At 40.4% G+C, this 14630-nt stretch carries 10 protein-coding genes, 1 pseudogene and 1 other annotated feature; of the genes and pseudogenes, 4 read left to right on the top strand and 7 right to left on the bottom strand.

From position 1 onward, the window contains the following. Positions 1-100 precede the first annotated feature (100 nt). Both H0262_RS07190 and H0262_RS07195 read left to right on the top strand, forming a co-directional pair. A complete protein-coding gene (locus H0262_RS07190; protein WP_181210252.1) occupies positions 101-1105 on the top strand; it encodes a TerC family protein in 1005 nt (334 codons plus the stop codon). 457 nt (positions 1106-1562) lie between these two features. Next, entirely contained in the window at positions 1563-2264 is a 702-nt protein-coding gene (locus H0262_RS07195; protein ID WP_181210253.1) for a hypothetical protein, read from the top strand. A 19-nt stretch (positions 2265-2283) separates the two neighbouring features. On the opposite strand, the pseudogene H0262_RS07200 reads toward H0262_RS07195, so the two are convergent. The 6 genes and pseudogenes from H0262_RS07200 to H0262_RS07225 form a co-directional block, all read right to left on the bottom strand. Further along, a pseudogene (locus tag H0262_RS07200) lies at positions 2284-2448 on the bottom strand (IS1595 family transposase); the annotation flags it as partial. A gap of 230 nt (positions 2449-2678) precedes the next feature. Continuing rightward, on the bottom strand, positions 2679-4304 hold the full coding sequence (locus H0262_RS07205; RefSeq protein ID WP_201531574.1) for an arylsulfatase: 1626 nt from the start codon (positions 4302-4304) through the stop codon (positions 2679-2681). 152 nt (positions 4305-4456) lie between these two features. Further along, positions 4457-5710: an anaerobic sulfatase maturase gene (locus tag H0262_RS07210; RefSeq protein WP_181210254.1), complete on the bottom strand. Its 1254-nt coding sequence runs from the start codon at positions 5708-5710 to the stop codon at positions 4457-4459. Between the two features lie 151 nt (positions 5711-5861). Further along, positions 5862-6731 (bottom strand): SDR family NAD(P)-dependent oxidoreductase, encoded by an 870-nt coding sequence (locus H0262_RS07215; RefSeq protein WP_181210255.1) that lies wholly within the window; start codon positions 6729-6731, stop codon positions 5862-5864. Positions 6732-6776: 45 nt separating this feature from the next. Then, complete coding sequence (locus H0262_RS07220) at positions 6777-8405, bottom strand: long-chain fatty acid--CoA ligase (protein WP_181210256.1); 1629 nt, start codon at positions 8403-8405, stop codon at positions 6777-6779. Positions 8406-8591: 186 nt separating this feature from the next. Continuing rightward, positions 8592-9101, bottom strand: coding sequence for a 2,4'-dihydroxyacetophenone dioxygenase family protein (locus tag H0262_RS07225; protein WP_181210257.1), 510 nt, complete (start codon positions 9099-9101; stop codon positions 8592-8594). A gap of 317 nt (positions 9102-9418) precedes the next feature. Here H0262_RS07225 and H0262_RS07230 point away from each other — a divergent pair, with 317 nt between their 5' ends. Next, positions 9419-10162, top strand: a complete 744-nt coding sequence (locus tag H0262_RS07230; RefSeq protein ID WP_181210258.1) for an SDR family NAD(P)-dependent oxidoreductase — start codon at positions 9419-9421, stop codon at positions 10160-10162. Positions 10163-10213: 51 nt separating this feature from the next. Here the strand turns inward: H0262_RS07230 and H0262_RS07235 are convergent, their stop codons facing one another. Continuing rightward, positions 10214-12994 carry a LuxR C-terminal-related transcriptional regulator gene (locus H0262_RS07235; RefSeq protein ID WP_181210259.1) on the bottom strand — a complete coding sequence of 927 codons (2781 nt, stop codon included), beginning with the start codon at positions 12992-12994 and terminating at the stop codon, positions 10214-10216. 388 nt (positions 12995-13382) lie between these two features. Here H0262_RS07235 and H0262_RS07240 point away from each other — a divergent pair. Next, a protein-coding gene (locus H0262_RS07240; RefSeq protein ID WP_409033822.1) for an IS3 family transposase occupies positions 13383-14602 on the top strand; the annotation gives its coding sequence in 2 pieces (ribosomal slippage) (positions 13383-13659 and positions 13659-14602; 1221 coding nt in all). Beyond that, positions 13658-13774, top strand: a sequence feature (AL1L pseudoknot). (Overlaps the previous gene by 117 nt.) Positions 14603-14630: the final 28 nt, after the last annotated feature.

A 14630-nucleotide genomic window follows, 5' to 3' on the forward strand; every position in this document is an offset into this window, starting at 1 on the left:
ATATTAAAGTTTCTTTTTAGGGCTCTGTCGCTAGTATGAGGACATACCAATTGGAACTAAATAGAATAGTGATCCCTGTTGTCTATACTTGAGGAATATTGTGGAAACCATCGGCACACCTTGGCTATATGCCATTTTTTTTGTAATAGTCGCAGTCATGTTATTGATCGACTTTTTAGGCTTTAAACACAAAGATCTCCCAGAGAATTCCGACGTAAACGCAGTACAAAATGAGCACCAACCTGTATCTATCAAGTTGGCTGCACTATGGAGTATCGCTTGGGTCAGTGTATCTGCAATATTTGCAGGCGGATTATGGTGGTATTTAAATACAAATTTGGGTACGGCAGTTGCTAACCAAAAAACCTTAGAGTTTGTGACTGGTTATTTAATCGAAAAATCACTAGCGATTGATAACGTGTTCGTCTGGCTCATGATTTTTGGCGCGTTTGCTGTTCCACCTGCTTTGCAGCGTCGTATCCTATTATATGGCGTGATAGGCGCTATTGTTTTACGCACTATTTTTATTCTTGCAGGCGCATGGCTAATTCAAGAGTTTTCATGGATACTTTATATCTTTGGTGCGTTTTTGGTTTATACCGGCTATAAGTTTTTAAAAGGTGGCCATGACGAACCTGTCGACCTTGAAGAAATGAAGCTATTAAAATGGCTACGTCGCCATATGCGCATTACGCCCACGATGCGAGGCGAAAAGTTTTTAGTGCGTGAAAACGGTCTATTGTGGGCGACACCCATGTTGGTAGTGTTGATTTTAGTTGAAATCTCTGATGTTATTTTTGCGGTTGATTCTATTCCGGCTATTTTTGCTATTACCACCGACCCATTCATTGTATTAAGCGCCAACTTATTCGCTATTCTAGGTCTGCGTGCTATGTTCTTCCTATTAGCAGGCGCAGCAGCCACAATGCACTACTTACCATATGGGCTAGGTGTAATCATGACCTTTATTGGTATAAAAATGCTTCTACTTGAGGTCTATCATGTTCCAATTGCAGCGTCTTTAGGCTTTATTGCAATAGTGCTCGTTATTACTGCATTGATGTCATGGCGTTATGCTAAAAATAATCCGCAGGCGCAGATATAAGTAAATATGGGAATAACTCGATAAGTACTTAATATTGAGTTGGTACTGGACGTATTACTGGTTCCCTGAGGTATATCCCAGCGGAACCAGCTACTTCACTCTCTAAACCTATTAGTAGACCACTTAAAGTAGATCGATATAAAGGAACCACTATAAACCAAGCTGATTGGGATACTCTCAAAAGAATGCTATCAGAAAAGAAGTTGGCTATAGTCTCAAAAGAGCTGCCCGCCTCTTATATTGCTTTGCAAAGTGAGAATAGCACAAAGTTTATGAGCAGGATCTTATAAGCCATTAATTCAATGCTACTTGATATGTTAGCTGCGATTGCTAGAAAAGACTATGAAGATAAATAGAATACATAAGCATATTTCTTTATATTATTGTAATGTATCTTTAATTACCTTTGTTGCATTTTTGCATTACAATGCTGTTGTTGTGATTTTCGGGGTAAAGCATGTTTGAAAAATTAACGATTGTAGCTGCTGTGACAGCTCTCTTAATACTTACAGCCTGTTCTGATAGTGCTGTAGATACTCCTGATGCGGTTGCATCAGAAAGTACAGTTACTGATGCTAGTGGATCAAATAACGCTGCTACTAACGTGCCGTCATATAAGATTACAGAAGATGAGGTCAAAGGCAATATCAAGCGTACTGTAGAGGTGCAGTTATCCTCACGAACAGATGAGAATACTCTTAAGACAATAGCAGAAGAGATATATGCTCTTTCAAATAAAAAAGTTGAGCGAACCTTTATAGGCTACCGTATTGCAGGCGAAGGCACAGACCAAGCTTTCTGGGCGAAAACGGACTACGATCCAGATCTTAAAGTGCACATTATGGGAAAGAATGCTGCGGATTATGAACGATTAAAAAATATACCTTTTCCAGAAGGCGTGATACTAGGAAGTTGGATGGTAGCTAACGGAATAGATTATAGAATGGTTGCCTATATAAAAGATGGCAAAGCTTATATGCAGACAACGTATGATACGAAGAGTTCAGATGAAGAGTACAAACTTACCCAAATTGATAAAGGCGTAAAACTTCAAATTGAAGGTGAAAAAGGCTTCAATGAGTATTTCGTTGTAAACGGAAAAGGTGATTTAGAGTTTTGGAACGAGAACGGTAACTACTTCACAGCTAAAAAAATGTAGGGACTTTAATAGATAAGGATTAAATATCACACCATTTTCTCAAAGTTTTGAGCTGATTAGAGGGTAACCCATAGTTGAACCTAAACTCGCAATCTTTTAAGAATAAAAGGAAGTGCTTTTTATCGAACCCATTATATTTTCTGAGTGTTCGTTTAGACTGATTCCAAAATTCTTCAATACCATTATCGATATTATGAGTTAATGTGCGCTATGAGTAAGTATGGATAATAGTAAAAAAGGTCGCCAACGCTCTAAATAATAGAGTATTGGTGACCTTTTTATGTTTAATTTTTACTCAGCTAATATGATAAATATTGGGGCTTAATCACTCAACTAGAAGCGATCAAGATACTTCAGATTTTCAATAAACTAAATCAACATTCAATACTAATCTATAAAACATACACTTTATACTTAAGGAACATTAAGTCCAATATCTTTAGGTGGATACTTTTTATAAGTGCCTGCATGATATTTGGCTAGACCGACTACCCGTGGATAACCCCACTCAAAGCCAATATGACTAGCTTGTTGCTCTTTTGGATCCATGTACAGATTATAAACCCAAGGTGCTGGAGAGGCAGTCTGTATCGTCGTTTGATCGATATTCTTTCTAGTCGCTGAGGTTTGCATTACTTTAAAATGAACTTTGTATTCATTCCAGCGCAGCGCTGTAAATTGATTGAAGGCATAAAAATATGCCGTTTCGCGATTTGACTCACCATTATCAGCTAACAAAAAGCCAGTTTGATCAATGCCATCTATATAACGATCTTTAGGAATCTTATTACTCTGTCCTGCAACAGCAACTGAGGTATTGAACAGATCTAAAATATCGATAATTCCATCGCTCACCCGTCCTGGTTTTATCATCCCTGGCCAATAAGCAATACCAGGTACGCGTATACCCCCTTCCCATGTGGTACCTTTACCACCTTTCCAAGGATGGAAGCCTGAATCTGGCCAGACGTCTTCATTCGCGCCATTATCTGAGGTAAAGAACACTAGAGTATTTTCAAGCTGTCCAGTATCTTTTAAAGTTTTCATTAAGCGACCGACGATATCATCGACCTCTATAACCCCATCTTTATACGGGAACTTGGCGGGGCTTTTACCTTTATAACCCTCGGCAGGGTAATTGTCATTGTGTAGTCGTGAGAATGAATGCACTAAATAAAAAGGCTTATCTTTGTTTTGACGGATAAAACTATCTGAATAATCAGCGAACTGTTGATCGAGCTCTCTGATGTCATCTAAGTTTTTAAGCTTTTGCTCTATCTTTAAAGGTCCACCTTCGACACCGCTGGTAATCTCAGGAGGCTGAATAGCTTTTAATTTCGCATTTAGTTCAGGATTGTTGACTAAGTTTGGATAGATACGTTCATCTAACATCTCAGTCATGTTGGAGACCACAGGTAGGATGCCATAATATTCATCATAGCCATTTTGATGAGGATAAGTGCCATCGCTCTCACCTAGATGCCATTTTCCTGACAAGGCGGTTTGATAACCTGAATCGCTTAGAATACCAGCGGCAGTTTTTTCACCTGCCCATGGGTTCTGTGTAATCTTTTCTCCTGTGAGTATCGGTCTAGTCAGTCCTGTACGATTTGGCATGCGTCCAGTCATCATAGCGGCTCTTGAAGGCGTGCTAAAAGGCTGGGCATAGAATGAAGTAAAACGCAATCCTTGCTGCGCCAGCTTATCAATATTTGGAGTCGGTGCGCCTACTGCCTCACCGCCGCCATAAACGCCTAAGTCGCCCCAGCCCATATCATCTACTAAGAAGATAAGGACGTTAGGAGCCTTGCCTGTTTTCTGCTTTAGAGCGCGCAGCTTTTGTTCTGCTATCTTGTCCTGTTCAGGATGAGGTATGGCAGGCTCCATGCTATCAGAGACAACCACTGCCTTTAAAAAGGGATCTCCGCCAATAGTATTGGTAGGGGCTACTGGAGTTTCAGTACTAGCGTGACTGACGCTGATGCCTGACAGTAGTAATAAACTGACGGCCAAAGATAATGACGATTTTTTGATACCCACGGTATCCTCCTTGATCACAATAGGGATTTAAATGCGTTAAATATAAAAAATGCTATGACAATGTACAGCGTTGTATGGCGTTTACACCTCCCTAATCTATTAGCCTTAGCTCTAAATCTTGGCCTTTTTATAAGTAAATATTGCTTTGCCTATTATTGTAGGCGTGCACTCAATACCGGATAATCAGACACTGCTTTTTGATAAAAAATCTTTAGGCCTTGACATAAATAGTTCAAACCCTTTTCACCATCAGGGCTACTGATAAATCTGTTTTTCGGACACTCACCCCAACATAGTTGTAAATAAGGACACTGCTGACAATACTTAGTGAGCTGTTGATACTTCGCAAAGGCAAACTGCTCTTGCTCCTTACTAAAGGCTAAGTCACCTTCGTGAATGTCGCTAATATTGCCAAGCTTAAATTCTGGATAGACAAAATGATCACAGGAATAAACATCGCCATTATGCTCAATTGCTAGGGCCTTGCCACAGATTTGCGCGGTGGTACATTTTTGCGCGCCGTATCCAAAGATTTGGGAGACAGTATTTTCAAACTGATCAACGAACACTTCACCATAGTCGTATGCCAACCACTCATCCCAAATGTCGGCTAAAAAATTGCCCCAGCCTTGGCTAGTGACTGACCAATGCGTGACTTGATTATCAGCCTGTTGAGTCGCTTGATCTTTTAGATAGTTAGGGCCAGAGGTTTTGAAATCTACAGGTTCAACACAAGCACTAAATTGGATCATTTTTGGTGCCACGTCATCGCGTAAGAACCGATAGACCTCTAAGGGATGTTGACTGTTATAGGCATTGACTACACATAGCGCATTAAATTCGATATCGTATTGACGTAATAAGGCCACTGCCCTCATCACTAAATGATGGGTGGGTTTATCATTATTAGTACGTCGATACTCGTTATGAAACTTGGCAGAACCATCTATCGATAAGCCAACCAAAAACTGATGTTTCTTTAAAAACTCGCACCATTTTTCATCGATTAATATACCGTTGGTTTGCAGGTCGTTATAGATGGTTTGATCAGCCTTTTTATACTTAGCTTGCAGCTCAACTACCCGCTGATAAAAGTCCAACCCCATTAGCATCGGCTCGCCACCTTGCCAGCTAAATACCACCTCAGAGCCAGTTTGCGCCTCTATATATTGTCTAATATGCTGCTCTAATAAATCATCAGACATGCGAGGCGTTTTTGGCTGCTCAAGCAGTTGCTCTTTGTGCAGATAAAAGCAATATTGGCAGTCGATATTACATTGCGAGCCACTAGGTTTTATCATGCTATGAAACTGATAAGACTCATTATGAGGTAAATCTGGCAGATGATGCTGAGGCTGGGTCAGTATTTCAGACACCGTTATCCGGCTTTGATTGATATTTGCCATGGTATACACTCCCTTGTATGTCACTATCCGTCTTTTTTTGGTATGAGTTATCCTACAAACAGCCTTTGACAGGCTGTTTGACTAATGACGATTTTAAAAATAGATCTAACTTTTAGATGACTTAAACCATTTTCTTAGGACAGATAAGCTATTAAGCAGAATTCTTAAGGATTTTTGCCAACTTTTTATCTACTTGGCCACGAACAGTCATTGGCAATAAGCGCGTTAGATGATAAAGCTTGCGAGCTTGCTTACCAGGTATAATGAAGAAGTCGTTAGCGCGGATGCCTGCTAATATCTCATCAACGGCCACTTCAATAGGTAAACTACCCCCTAATTGCTTAAGCTGAGTGGTAATGGGTGATCCAGATTTTCGTTCTTCAAATACTAAAGGCGTCTCAACCTCAGGCGGACAGACGACAGCAATATCGATGCCCTCTGGCTTACTCAGCTCCATCCTTAACACATCAGCCAAGCCAATAATGCCAAACTTAGAAGCACAATAACCCGCATAGCCATAGCAAGCCACTAAGCCAGCCATCGATGAGATCAGTACCAATTTAGGGCGCTGTTTGCTATTACTGCGCGCGGCTTTTAGATGAGGCAAAGCGCAATAAGCTACGTTACGGCTACCGACTAGATTGATATCTATTTGCCGTTTAAACTCTTCCTCAGTCATCTCTTCAAAGGATTTTGCAATGGCGATACCAGCACTATTTATAACAGTATCAGGTGCAGAAAAAGCTTGTTCCGCGTCATTGAACACCGCTGCTAATTGCTTAGTATCTGTTACATCAACTTCATAGCCCTTTATAGAGTCGCTATTTTCATTGTGTTTCGCGCCTTTTTTAGACTCTTTTGCGAATTCATTCAGCGTTGCAACCGCTTCATCAATTTGATCATGGGCAAAAATACAAACCTTGTCGCCGGCTTGCAAGTAGCGCTTTGCTAGCTCATAGCCAATGCCACTACTTCCACCAATAATCCATCTAACCTGCTTGTCTGATTTATTGAATATCATGACTAACGCTCCTTGTTTTTTAATGTGATATGACTTAATTTGGTACTATGAACTTAACAGCACATCTCCATACTCATCCCGCAAATCTTTTTTCACCATCTTGCCAGCACCATTCAGTACAATATTATCTACAAAGATGACTTTGTCAGGTATTTGCCAGTTGGCAATTTTGTCATCATAAAAATCAATCACTTGTGACTCACTGAGTGCTGAATCTTGCTCTTTGACCACGATCAACACTGGACGCTCGCCCCACTTCTTATGGGTTGCAGCAATCGCAGCCGCCATTTTTATTTGTGGATGCGCGGCTGCAATATTTTCAAGTTCAACTGAAGAAATCCACTCACCACCGGATTTAATTAAGTCCTTTGAGCGATCGCGAATATTCATATAACCATCGGCATCAACGGTGGCAATATCCCCAGTATCAAACCAACCGTCTTCAGTGATGGCATCAGGGTTATGAGTGTAATAATCGTTAATGATCCAGTGACCTCGAATTTGTAAGCGTCCTTGCGATACGCCATCTTCAGCTACCGCTTCAAGAGGCTGATCGGTGTTCATAAGACGTATCTCAACGCCGTAAGGGGGTCGACCTTGAGATTTACGCAACTCATTTATCTCATCTTTACTTAGCGATTTATGCTTAGCTTTTATTTGGTTCATGGTGCCAAGCGGACTGGTCTCTGTCATCCCCCAACCATGTATCGCGTCACAATTGAAATCTTCTCTAAAAGTTTTGATTACAGATGGTGGGCAAGCCGCTCCACCGACAATAGTACGGGTCATACTATCAAGCTTGCTTCCTCGTTTTTTGGCAGCGGTCAACAGGCTTTGCCAAATCGTTGGAACACCTAAAGCAACAGTCACGTGATAATCATCGATTAAAGACACTAAGCTGTCACCATCAAGATTCGGTCCAGGCAGTATTAAAGAGCAACCAATCAAGGCTGCAGCATAAGGAGTTCCCCATGCATTGACATGAAACATCGGCACTACCGGTAACAATACGTCTTTTGCAGATAGGGCTGAGATATCAGCCATAGATAGCGCCATCGCATGAAGCACCGAGGAGCGATGGGTGTATAAAATCCCTTTAGGATTACCTGTTGTTCCTGAGGTGTAGCATAAAGAGCTGGCAATCGCCTCATCGAATTGTGGCCATTCAAAGTCAGGAGAATTCTCTGCTAACAACTCATCAAAGAATAATACGCCAGGTAATTGCGCTACTACCTTATCATCATGGCTACCCAAGCAAATAAAATGCTTAATGCCTGTAATTTGCTCTTTAATCGCCATAATTAATGGTAGGAAGGTAACATCAAAAAACAGTACTTGGTCATTAGCATCATTAATAATGTAACTTAGCTGTTCAGGAAATAGACGAGGATTGATGGTATGGCAAATCATGCCACTACCTGAAATCGCGTACCAAGCCTCTAGATGACGTCGATTATTCCATGCCAGTGTTGCAATTCGTTCTGAGGGTTTTAGGCCCAGTCCTTTTAGTGCATTCGCTAAACGTTTTGAGTTGTTTGAAACCGTCAGCCAATCACTAATCGTAATTTGTCCATCCACCTCTTTCGATAAGATAGTGGTATCACCATGATATTTAGCTGCATGCTCAATCAAACTACTAATTAGCAATGGCTGATACATCATTTTCCCTAGCATTTGAATATCCTTATATTTATTTTATTGTGCGCATCCCTAGGTACACTCTACGTATAGGTGCAATCAGCAGTATGCGTTATATAATTTTTATAGCGTATGAAGTGTTAGTCATGCTAAAGCAATATCTAAACAGTCAGATGAGACAAGCTGAGCTGCTTGTCTCATTTGCTCATGATAATAGGATAATTATACGTTAGGGTTATTTGTTGCTTTATCACTGAAGTCGTTATTAGCATTAGGCTTGATATAACGTGGCACTGTTTGCCCTGTTTGTTTGGCTACGGCATGTAAGGCTTGTTCAATCCAATTTGCATCCATGATAAACATCAGCGAACCATCTTCATTGAAGTTTATATTAGCGCCTTCTACCACCATAAAGCCTTCTGTACCTTCTTTACTGCTAAAAGTGTGCGTAGAACCACCTGGCTCAAACAAATAGCTGCCTGTTGTTTGAACATCGTCAGGATACTCTAGATAATTCCAAGATCCAGCTGTGGTATAAAAATGCACCACTCCTGTGTGGTAATGGCGAGGTAATAAGGTGTCTGCATCAAAACGAGCATAGATTACCCATACGCCAGCTTCAGGATTCAAATAACAAGGGGTCACATGAACGCCTGGTAAAGCGTTTTTCACTTCGCCTTCTTTATTGATATTGAGTGTCAATAGATAGTCTTGAGGGTTGCCGATAGACATATTACAATTCCTTTTGATTTACGGTTAAAGTCAGCATCAATATCTTTCATATGCTGGCTGGTCATAAGAAAGTAAGGGGTAAACCTGTAACTCGCTTGCTACTGATCTACTGCTCACTTGCTGATGTTTATTAGTATATCGACCACAGACATTCTGCCAACCACTCAAAAGAATGGTTTTGAGACCCACTTATTTTTTAATAAAACCCGTCTTTTAGACTCCCTAGTTATGCTAATTTTAAACGGTGTGAAAAAGGTTATGCCTCAACAGAATCATTCTGTTGTTTTCATTTACGTTTCAAAAAAAGGACAGGTTGTATGGATACGCAAGCACTTAATACATTTTCGGATGACTTATTTAATAATAAAGTTGCAGTTGTCACTGGAGGAACGTCAGGAATTGGACAATCCGTGGCTATTGCCTTTGCAAAAAAAGGCGCTAAAGTATTGGCGTTAGGATTAAACAGTGCCGAGGCAAAATATCCTAAAGGGTTGGATATTGAAACGGTAGAAATGGATGTAACAGATGAGAATAAAATAGCGGATTTTTTCAATAATTTAGATCAACTAGACGTGCTATTTAATGGTGCGGGCATGGGCTCTACAACAGAACACGAGTTACCAACCTTCAAAAAAGTCATTGATGTTAACCTAACGGCAGTTTTTCATATTAGCGAATGTGCCGCGCCGCTCTTAGCTAAGTCAGATAATGGCTCGATTATCAATGTGTCTTCGCTATACGCCATCTTTGGATCAGGAATGACTCCTGCATATTCATCATCTAAAGGCGCAATTGATCAGCTTACTAAATCTCATGCGATTTATCTTGCTAAAGATAAGGTGCGTGTTAATGCCGTTGTACCTGGATGGATTGACACGCCTTTAATTGAACCACTAAAACAGATGGAAGGATTTACTGATTTTGTCATGGCGCGCACGCCATTAGCACGCTTTGGAGATCCAGATGAAGTGGCAGCTGTGGTATTGTTCTTAGCTTCCAAAGCCGCAAGTTGGATTAATGGTACTACCATTACAATTGATGGTGGCTACTCTACCATCTGATAAATTAGGAGCTTATTAGCTTATTAGCTTATTAGCTTATTAGCTTTTAGCCTAGTCTAAAATCTGTTGTTGGCGCGCTTCCGCTACTGCTTGAGTTCGGGAGCGCACTTGCAGCTTATGATAAATATTACGCAAATGCCATTTAACGGTATGTATAGATAAAAAAACCTTATCAGCTATCTGACCATCACTTAGTCCTTGTTCAACCAATAATAGAATTTCAACCTCTCGCTCCGATAAGATAAACTTATTATTTTGCTTCTCATCATTTTTTTGAGTCAATAGCCCTGTACTCTCTTGATCGGTATCCGGTAACAAATCTTCCTTTTCTTCACTCTTATAGCCGCTAATTTTTAATAGTGATTCAATATATTCTTTGATATCAGGCAGTATAACTATCTCATTCCCCTGATAGCTGAACAAATCTATAAGTATTGAATAGAGCAATGGATGTTCATCAAGAATAATACGATGCGATTGTGTCAGACGAAATAGCTTAAGTGCCTCTATTAATACAGTATAAGAATCGATCTGCTGACCTAAAATATGGTAAGCCATTGCCAGCAATAATTTGATGCGTGCATTACGCAGTACAAATGGCAAGTTGGCCTTTAAAAGTTGATTTAGGCTTGCTGTTGCTTCTGCTATCTGCTGGCTATTACCTAAAAAGATAGTCGTACGATATGGCAGTAAATCTAACCCCGTCAATAACTCGGTCAAAGTTAAAAAATGAGGCTGACTTTTCTCAGTCTCTAAGTTAGAAGGCTGTATATTATAATCTTTACCCTGATCAGTAACAAAAGCTATAGGCATTTTTTGCTTAAGCGCTTGTTCGTTTTCCCACTGCCGCACATCTTCAATTAAGCGTGGAAGCGACCACTCATCAGCCTTACTATTAGCATTTAACACATAGTAATGTTTATTATTTTTTTTCGTTAAAACCCCTAGTTTCAGCTCTGTTAAAAACCCTAAAATAACCATATCTGCAATAGCCATGTTTTCACCATGGTCAAAATCTATTAGAGCCTGCTTTGCATCTTCTATACGATTCAATTCATAGTAAAAATCTGCTTTTAAACTGCTTGCTACCCCCAGCATCATATCTTGATTACTGTCATTAGTACCTAACTGAGCGTATTCTGGGCTAATACCTATGCACTGGAACTTTTTGATAGCTGAGGGAACATCGCCTAACAATCTATCACAGGTCGCATCAATGCTATCTACATACGCTAGACCATAAGGATTATTACCTTTGATATAGAGTAATCTGGACTGCAGAATTAGTGAGCGAGCCTCTTCTATGTTTCCGCGACAAAGCTGATATAAAGCGCACATACCTACTAACGGTGCTCTAAAAAAATAGGCATCTGAAGTCAGCTGCTGAAGGCCGGTTTTTGCCAGTTGATACGCTTTAGGCAAATCATCAGCAATAAATACTATCATTGCTGACAAGCCTAATTGCTTGTCTTTGTAGCTCATAGCTGTGTGGGCATCTATGTCTGATAGATATAGTTTTTCTTGCTCAAGAACTTTTATATAATGCCCAGCTTCATGATGTCGACGCGAAAGCACTAAACCCCAAGTCAAATCGTACAGTAAAGCTGGATGCTGACATAATTGTATGTCAGATAAAGATTTTGTTAGCTCCAAAAAGCTGTAAAGACGTCCGCCAAGTATCAAATCATGACTAACCGATTTTAAAGCAGATAAAACCAAATCATTGTCACCGATAACTTGTGCATGGTAAATGGCTTCTAAAGGCATCCTATGTTCTTGATGCCATTCAGCTGCTTGAGTATGCGCTATCCAATATCTTTTTTTATCTTGGTTTTGGAGCCTTGTTTGTAAAAACTGTCTCATTAATTCATGTATACGAAACCACTGATACTGATCATCTATCGCTTGAATAAAAAGGCCTTGTTGACTCAGGTTCTCAAGCAAGAACTGCGCATCAGTTGCCTCTGTTAAATCATGGCATAAGCTCGCATTTATTTTTCTTAACACACTAATATTTAGTAAAAAATCTTGAATATATTCATCACACTGTAAAAACACTTGCTCCGCTAAAAACTCAGCTATTTGACGCTGAGCACCACTGACTTGGTGGACAAGTTGGTATAGATCTGCTTCATTTTTACAGTACAAATTGATGAGCTGAATGCCTGTTAACCAGCCTTCAGTTTTTTCAATAAGCATAGAGACGAGTTTGTCATCAATCAAAGTGATATTATTAGTTGAAGATACCGATAGCTCTGACAATGACTGATTAGCTGCCATATAAGGTGTGAGAGCGATATTGTGTGTCAAGTTACTTTGCAAATATTGCTGTAATTCGTAAGTATCCGGTAATGACAGTCTTAATTCATTCGCTCTAACAATCCTCACCAATCCCTGCAGCTCCTCTTTTGCAAGTGGCCAATTTGGCTGTATGCGTGAGGCAATGACCAAATGGTAATTAGTAGGTAAAAAAAGATACAGCCACCATATTAGGTTTAAGCTAGTAGGATTGGTTACTGCTTCTAGCTCATCAATAAATAAAGTGTATGTAGTTGTAGTATCAAGCTGAGAAAGCAGATGATGAATATGGTTTTTAGTTACCCTACCTTCGGTTAACGAATGTGAATCAGGAAATTGCGTTAATACTGACCATAAGTACTGATATAAACGTACAGGATCATTATCATCGTTATCCAAGGTCAGCCAACCAACAGCACAGTTATTTTCTTCTAACTGTTCGCTCAGCTGTACCATCACAGTTGTTTTTCCATACCCTGCCGCCGCTTGTATCAACACCAAACGGCTGGTAAGTTTATTAGATAACTGATTCAACAATCTAGACCGCTTTAGCAATCTAACCTGCTGTAATTGTGGTCGATTAGTTTTCGTCTTTAAAATCAGCATCCGTGTCTCATTTTTAAAAGAATTTATTGCTAAAGTAAATGATAGTGCCAAACAGCTATAATGTATGTAAATACTTAAAATATGGCTTCAATCGCTATTGGCACTGATTTTTAGTATGATTTGATAATATGGCCGTATAATGAGTGTACTAATAAAATAATTACGACGCTTGAATTTGGTGACTAGTTTAGCAGTATGAAACGATAGTTGCTTATGAGAAGGAATTTACCGTTCTGAGCTATGCTGAAATTGAGCTACGCTGAAAGTGAACCGCCCCGGTATTGTCGGAGACTCAACATTCTGAGAGAATACGACAATGAAAAGACAAACCTACACTCCTGAGATTAAAGAACGCGCCATTCGCATGCTGATTGAAGCGTCGAGCGACTATCCTTCTACATGGTCAGCCATTCAGGCCATAGCGTCAAAGATTGGCTGTACGCCTGAGACACTGCGATCCTGGCATAAAAAGCACATAGACCAAACTATTCCCGCCTCAGTGCAGGCTCAAAGTGACAAAGAGCGTATCAAAGAACTTGAACGAGAGAATAGAGAACTCAAGCAAGCCAATGAGATTATACGTAAGGCTGCTGCTTTTTTCGCCCAGGCGGAGCTCGACCGTCCACCCAGATAATGGTTCAGTTTATTGATGACTATAGAGGTAGTTATGGGATCGAGCTGATTTGTAGAGTACTACCGATTGCCCCGTCAACCTATCACCGTGCTAAAGACCTAGAGTGCTGCCCTGAAAAGCGTTCACTGCGCAGTCAGCATGACGACTACTATCTCAGCGAGATTAGACGTATTTGGCAGAATAGCAAGTGCCGCTACGGCGCTCGCAAAGTCTGGCAGCAGATGAAAGCTGACGGGTTAAAGGTTGCTCGGTGTACCGTAGAGCGTTTAATGAGCCAGCATGGCCTACAAGGTGTCTGGCGCGGTAAGGGTAAGATTACCACCAACAGCCGTGACGACCAAAAGCGTGCTGATGACTTGGTCAATCGTAACTTTAATGCCCATCGTCCTAATCAGCTGTGGGTTGCAGATTTTACTTATATCAAGACATTGAGCGGCTGGGTCTATACCGCTTTTATCATCGATGTATTTGCTCGCGCTATTGTCGGCTGGAAAGTATCAAAGCGTATGAACACTGATATGGTAATGGCAGCATTAAATCAAGCAATAGCAGACAGAAACAATCCCAAAGACGTGATTCATCATAGTGATCGAGGGGTTCAGTACTTATCTATTCGCTATACCGATAAGATGACGGACTCTGGCGTGATTGCTTCTGTTGGTACAACAGGCGATTCATACGATAATGCACTGGCTGAAACAGTCAATGGACTCTATAAATCTGAGGTAATTGACTATTTAAAGCAGAACTGGACTGGTGTGAACGATGTTGAACTGGCAACCCTTGAGTGGGTGGATTGGTTTAATAAAACCCGTTTACATGGCACGATTGGATATGTGTTACCCTTTGAGTTTGAAAAGCGGTATTATGATAATTTAATCCTGTCAGGCATTGCTGCCTGACTCAAGTAGATCAGCCTTCGATTATGCT

This window comes from Psychrobacter sp. D2, from assembly GCF_013608135.1.
Lineage (GTDB): Bacteria > Pseudomonadota > Gammaproteobacteria > Pseudomonadales > Moraxellaceae > Psychrobacter > Psychrobacter cryohalolentis.

What these genes read in the sequence shown, in the direction of transcription:
- H0262_RS07195 (WP_181210253.1), top strand. Translation starts at nt 1,563, where the DNA reads ATGTTTGAAAAATTAACGATTGTAGCTGCTGTGACAGCTCTCTTAATA.
- H0262_RS07230 (WP_181210258.1), top strand. Translation starts at nt 9,419, where the DNA reads ATGGATACGCAAGCACTTAATACATTTTCGGATGACTTATTTAATAAT.
- H0262_RS07210 (WP_181210254.1), bottom strand. Translation starts at nt 5,710, where the DNA reads ATGGCAAATATCAATCAAAGCCGGATAACGGTGTCTGAAATACTGACC.
- H0262_RS07220 (WP_181210256.1), bottom strand. Translation starts at nt 8,405, where the DNA reads ATGCTAGGGAAAATGATGTATCAGCCATTGCTAATTAGTAGTTTGATT.
- H0262_RS07215 (WP_181210255.1), bottom strand. Translation starts at nt 6,731, where the DNA reads ATGATATTCAATAAATCAGACAAGCAGGTTAGATGGATTATTGGTGGA.
- H0262_RS07225 (WP_181210257.1), bottom strand. Translation starts at nt 9,101, where the DNA reads ATGTCTATCGGCAACCCTCAAGACTATCTATTGACACTCAATATCAAT.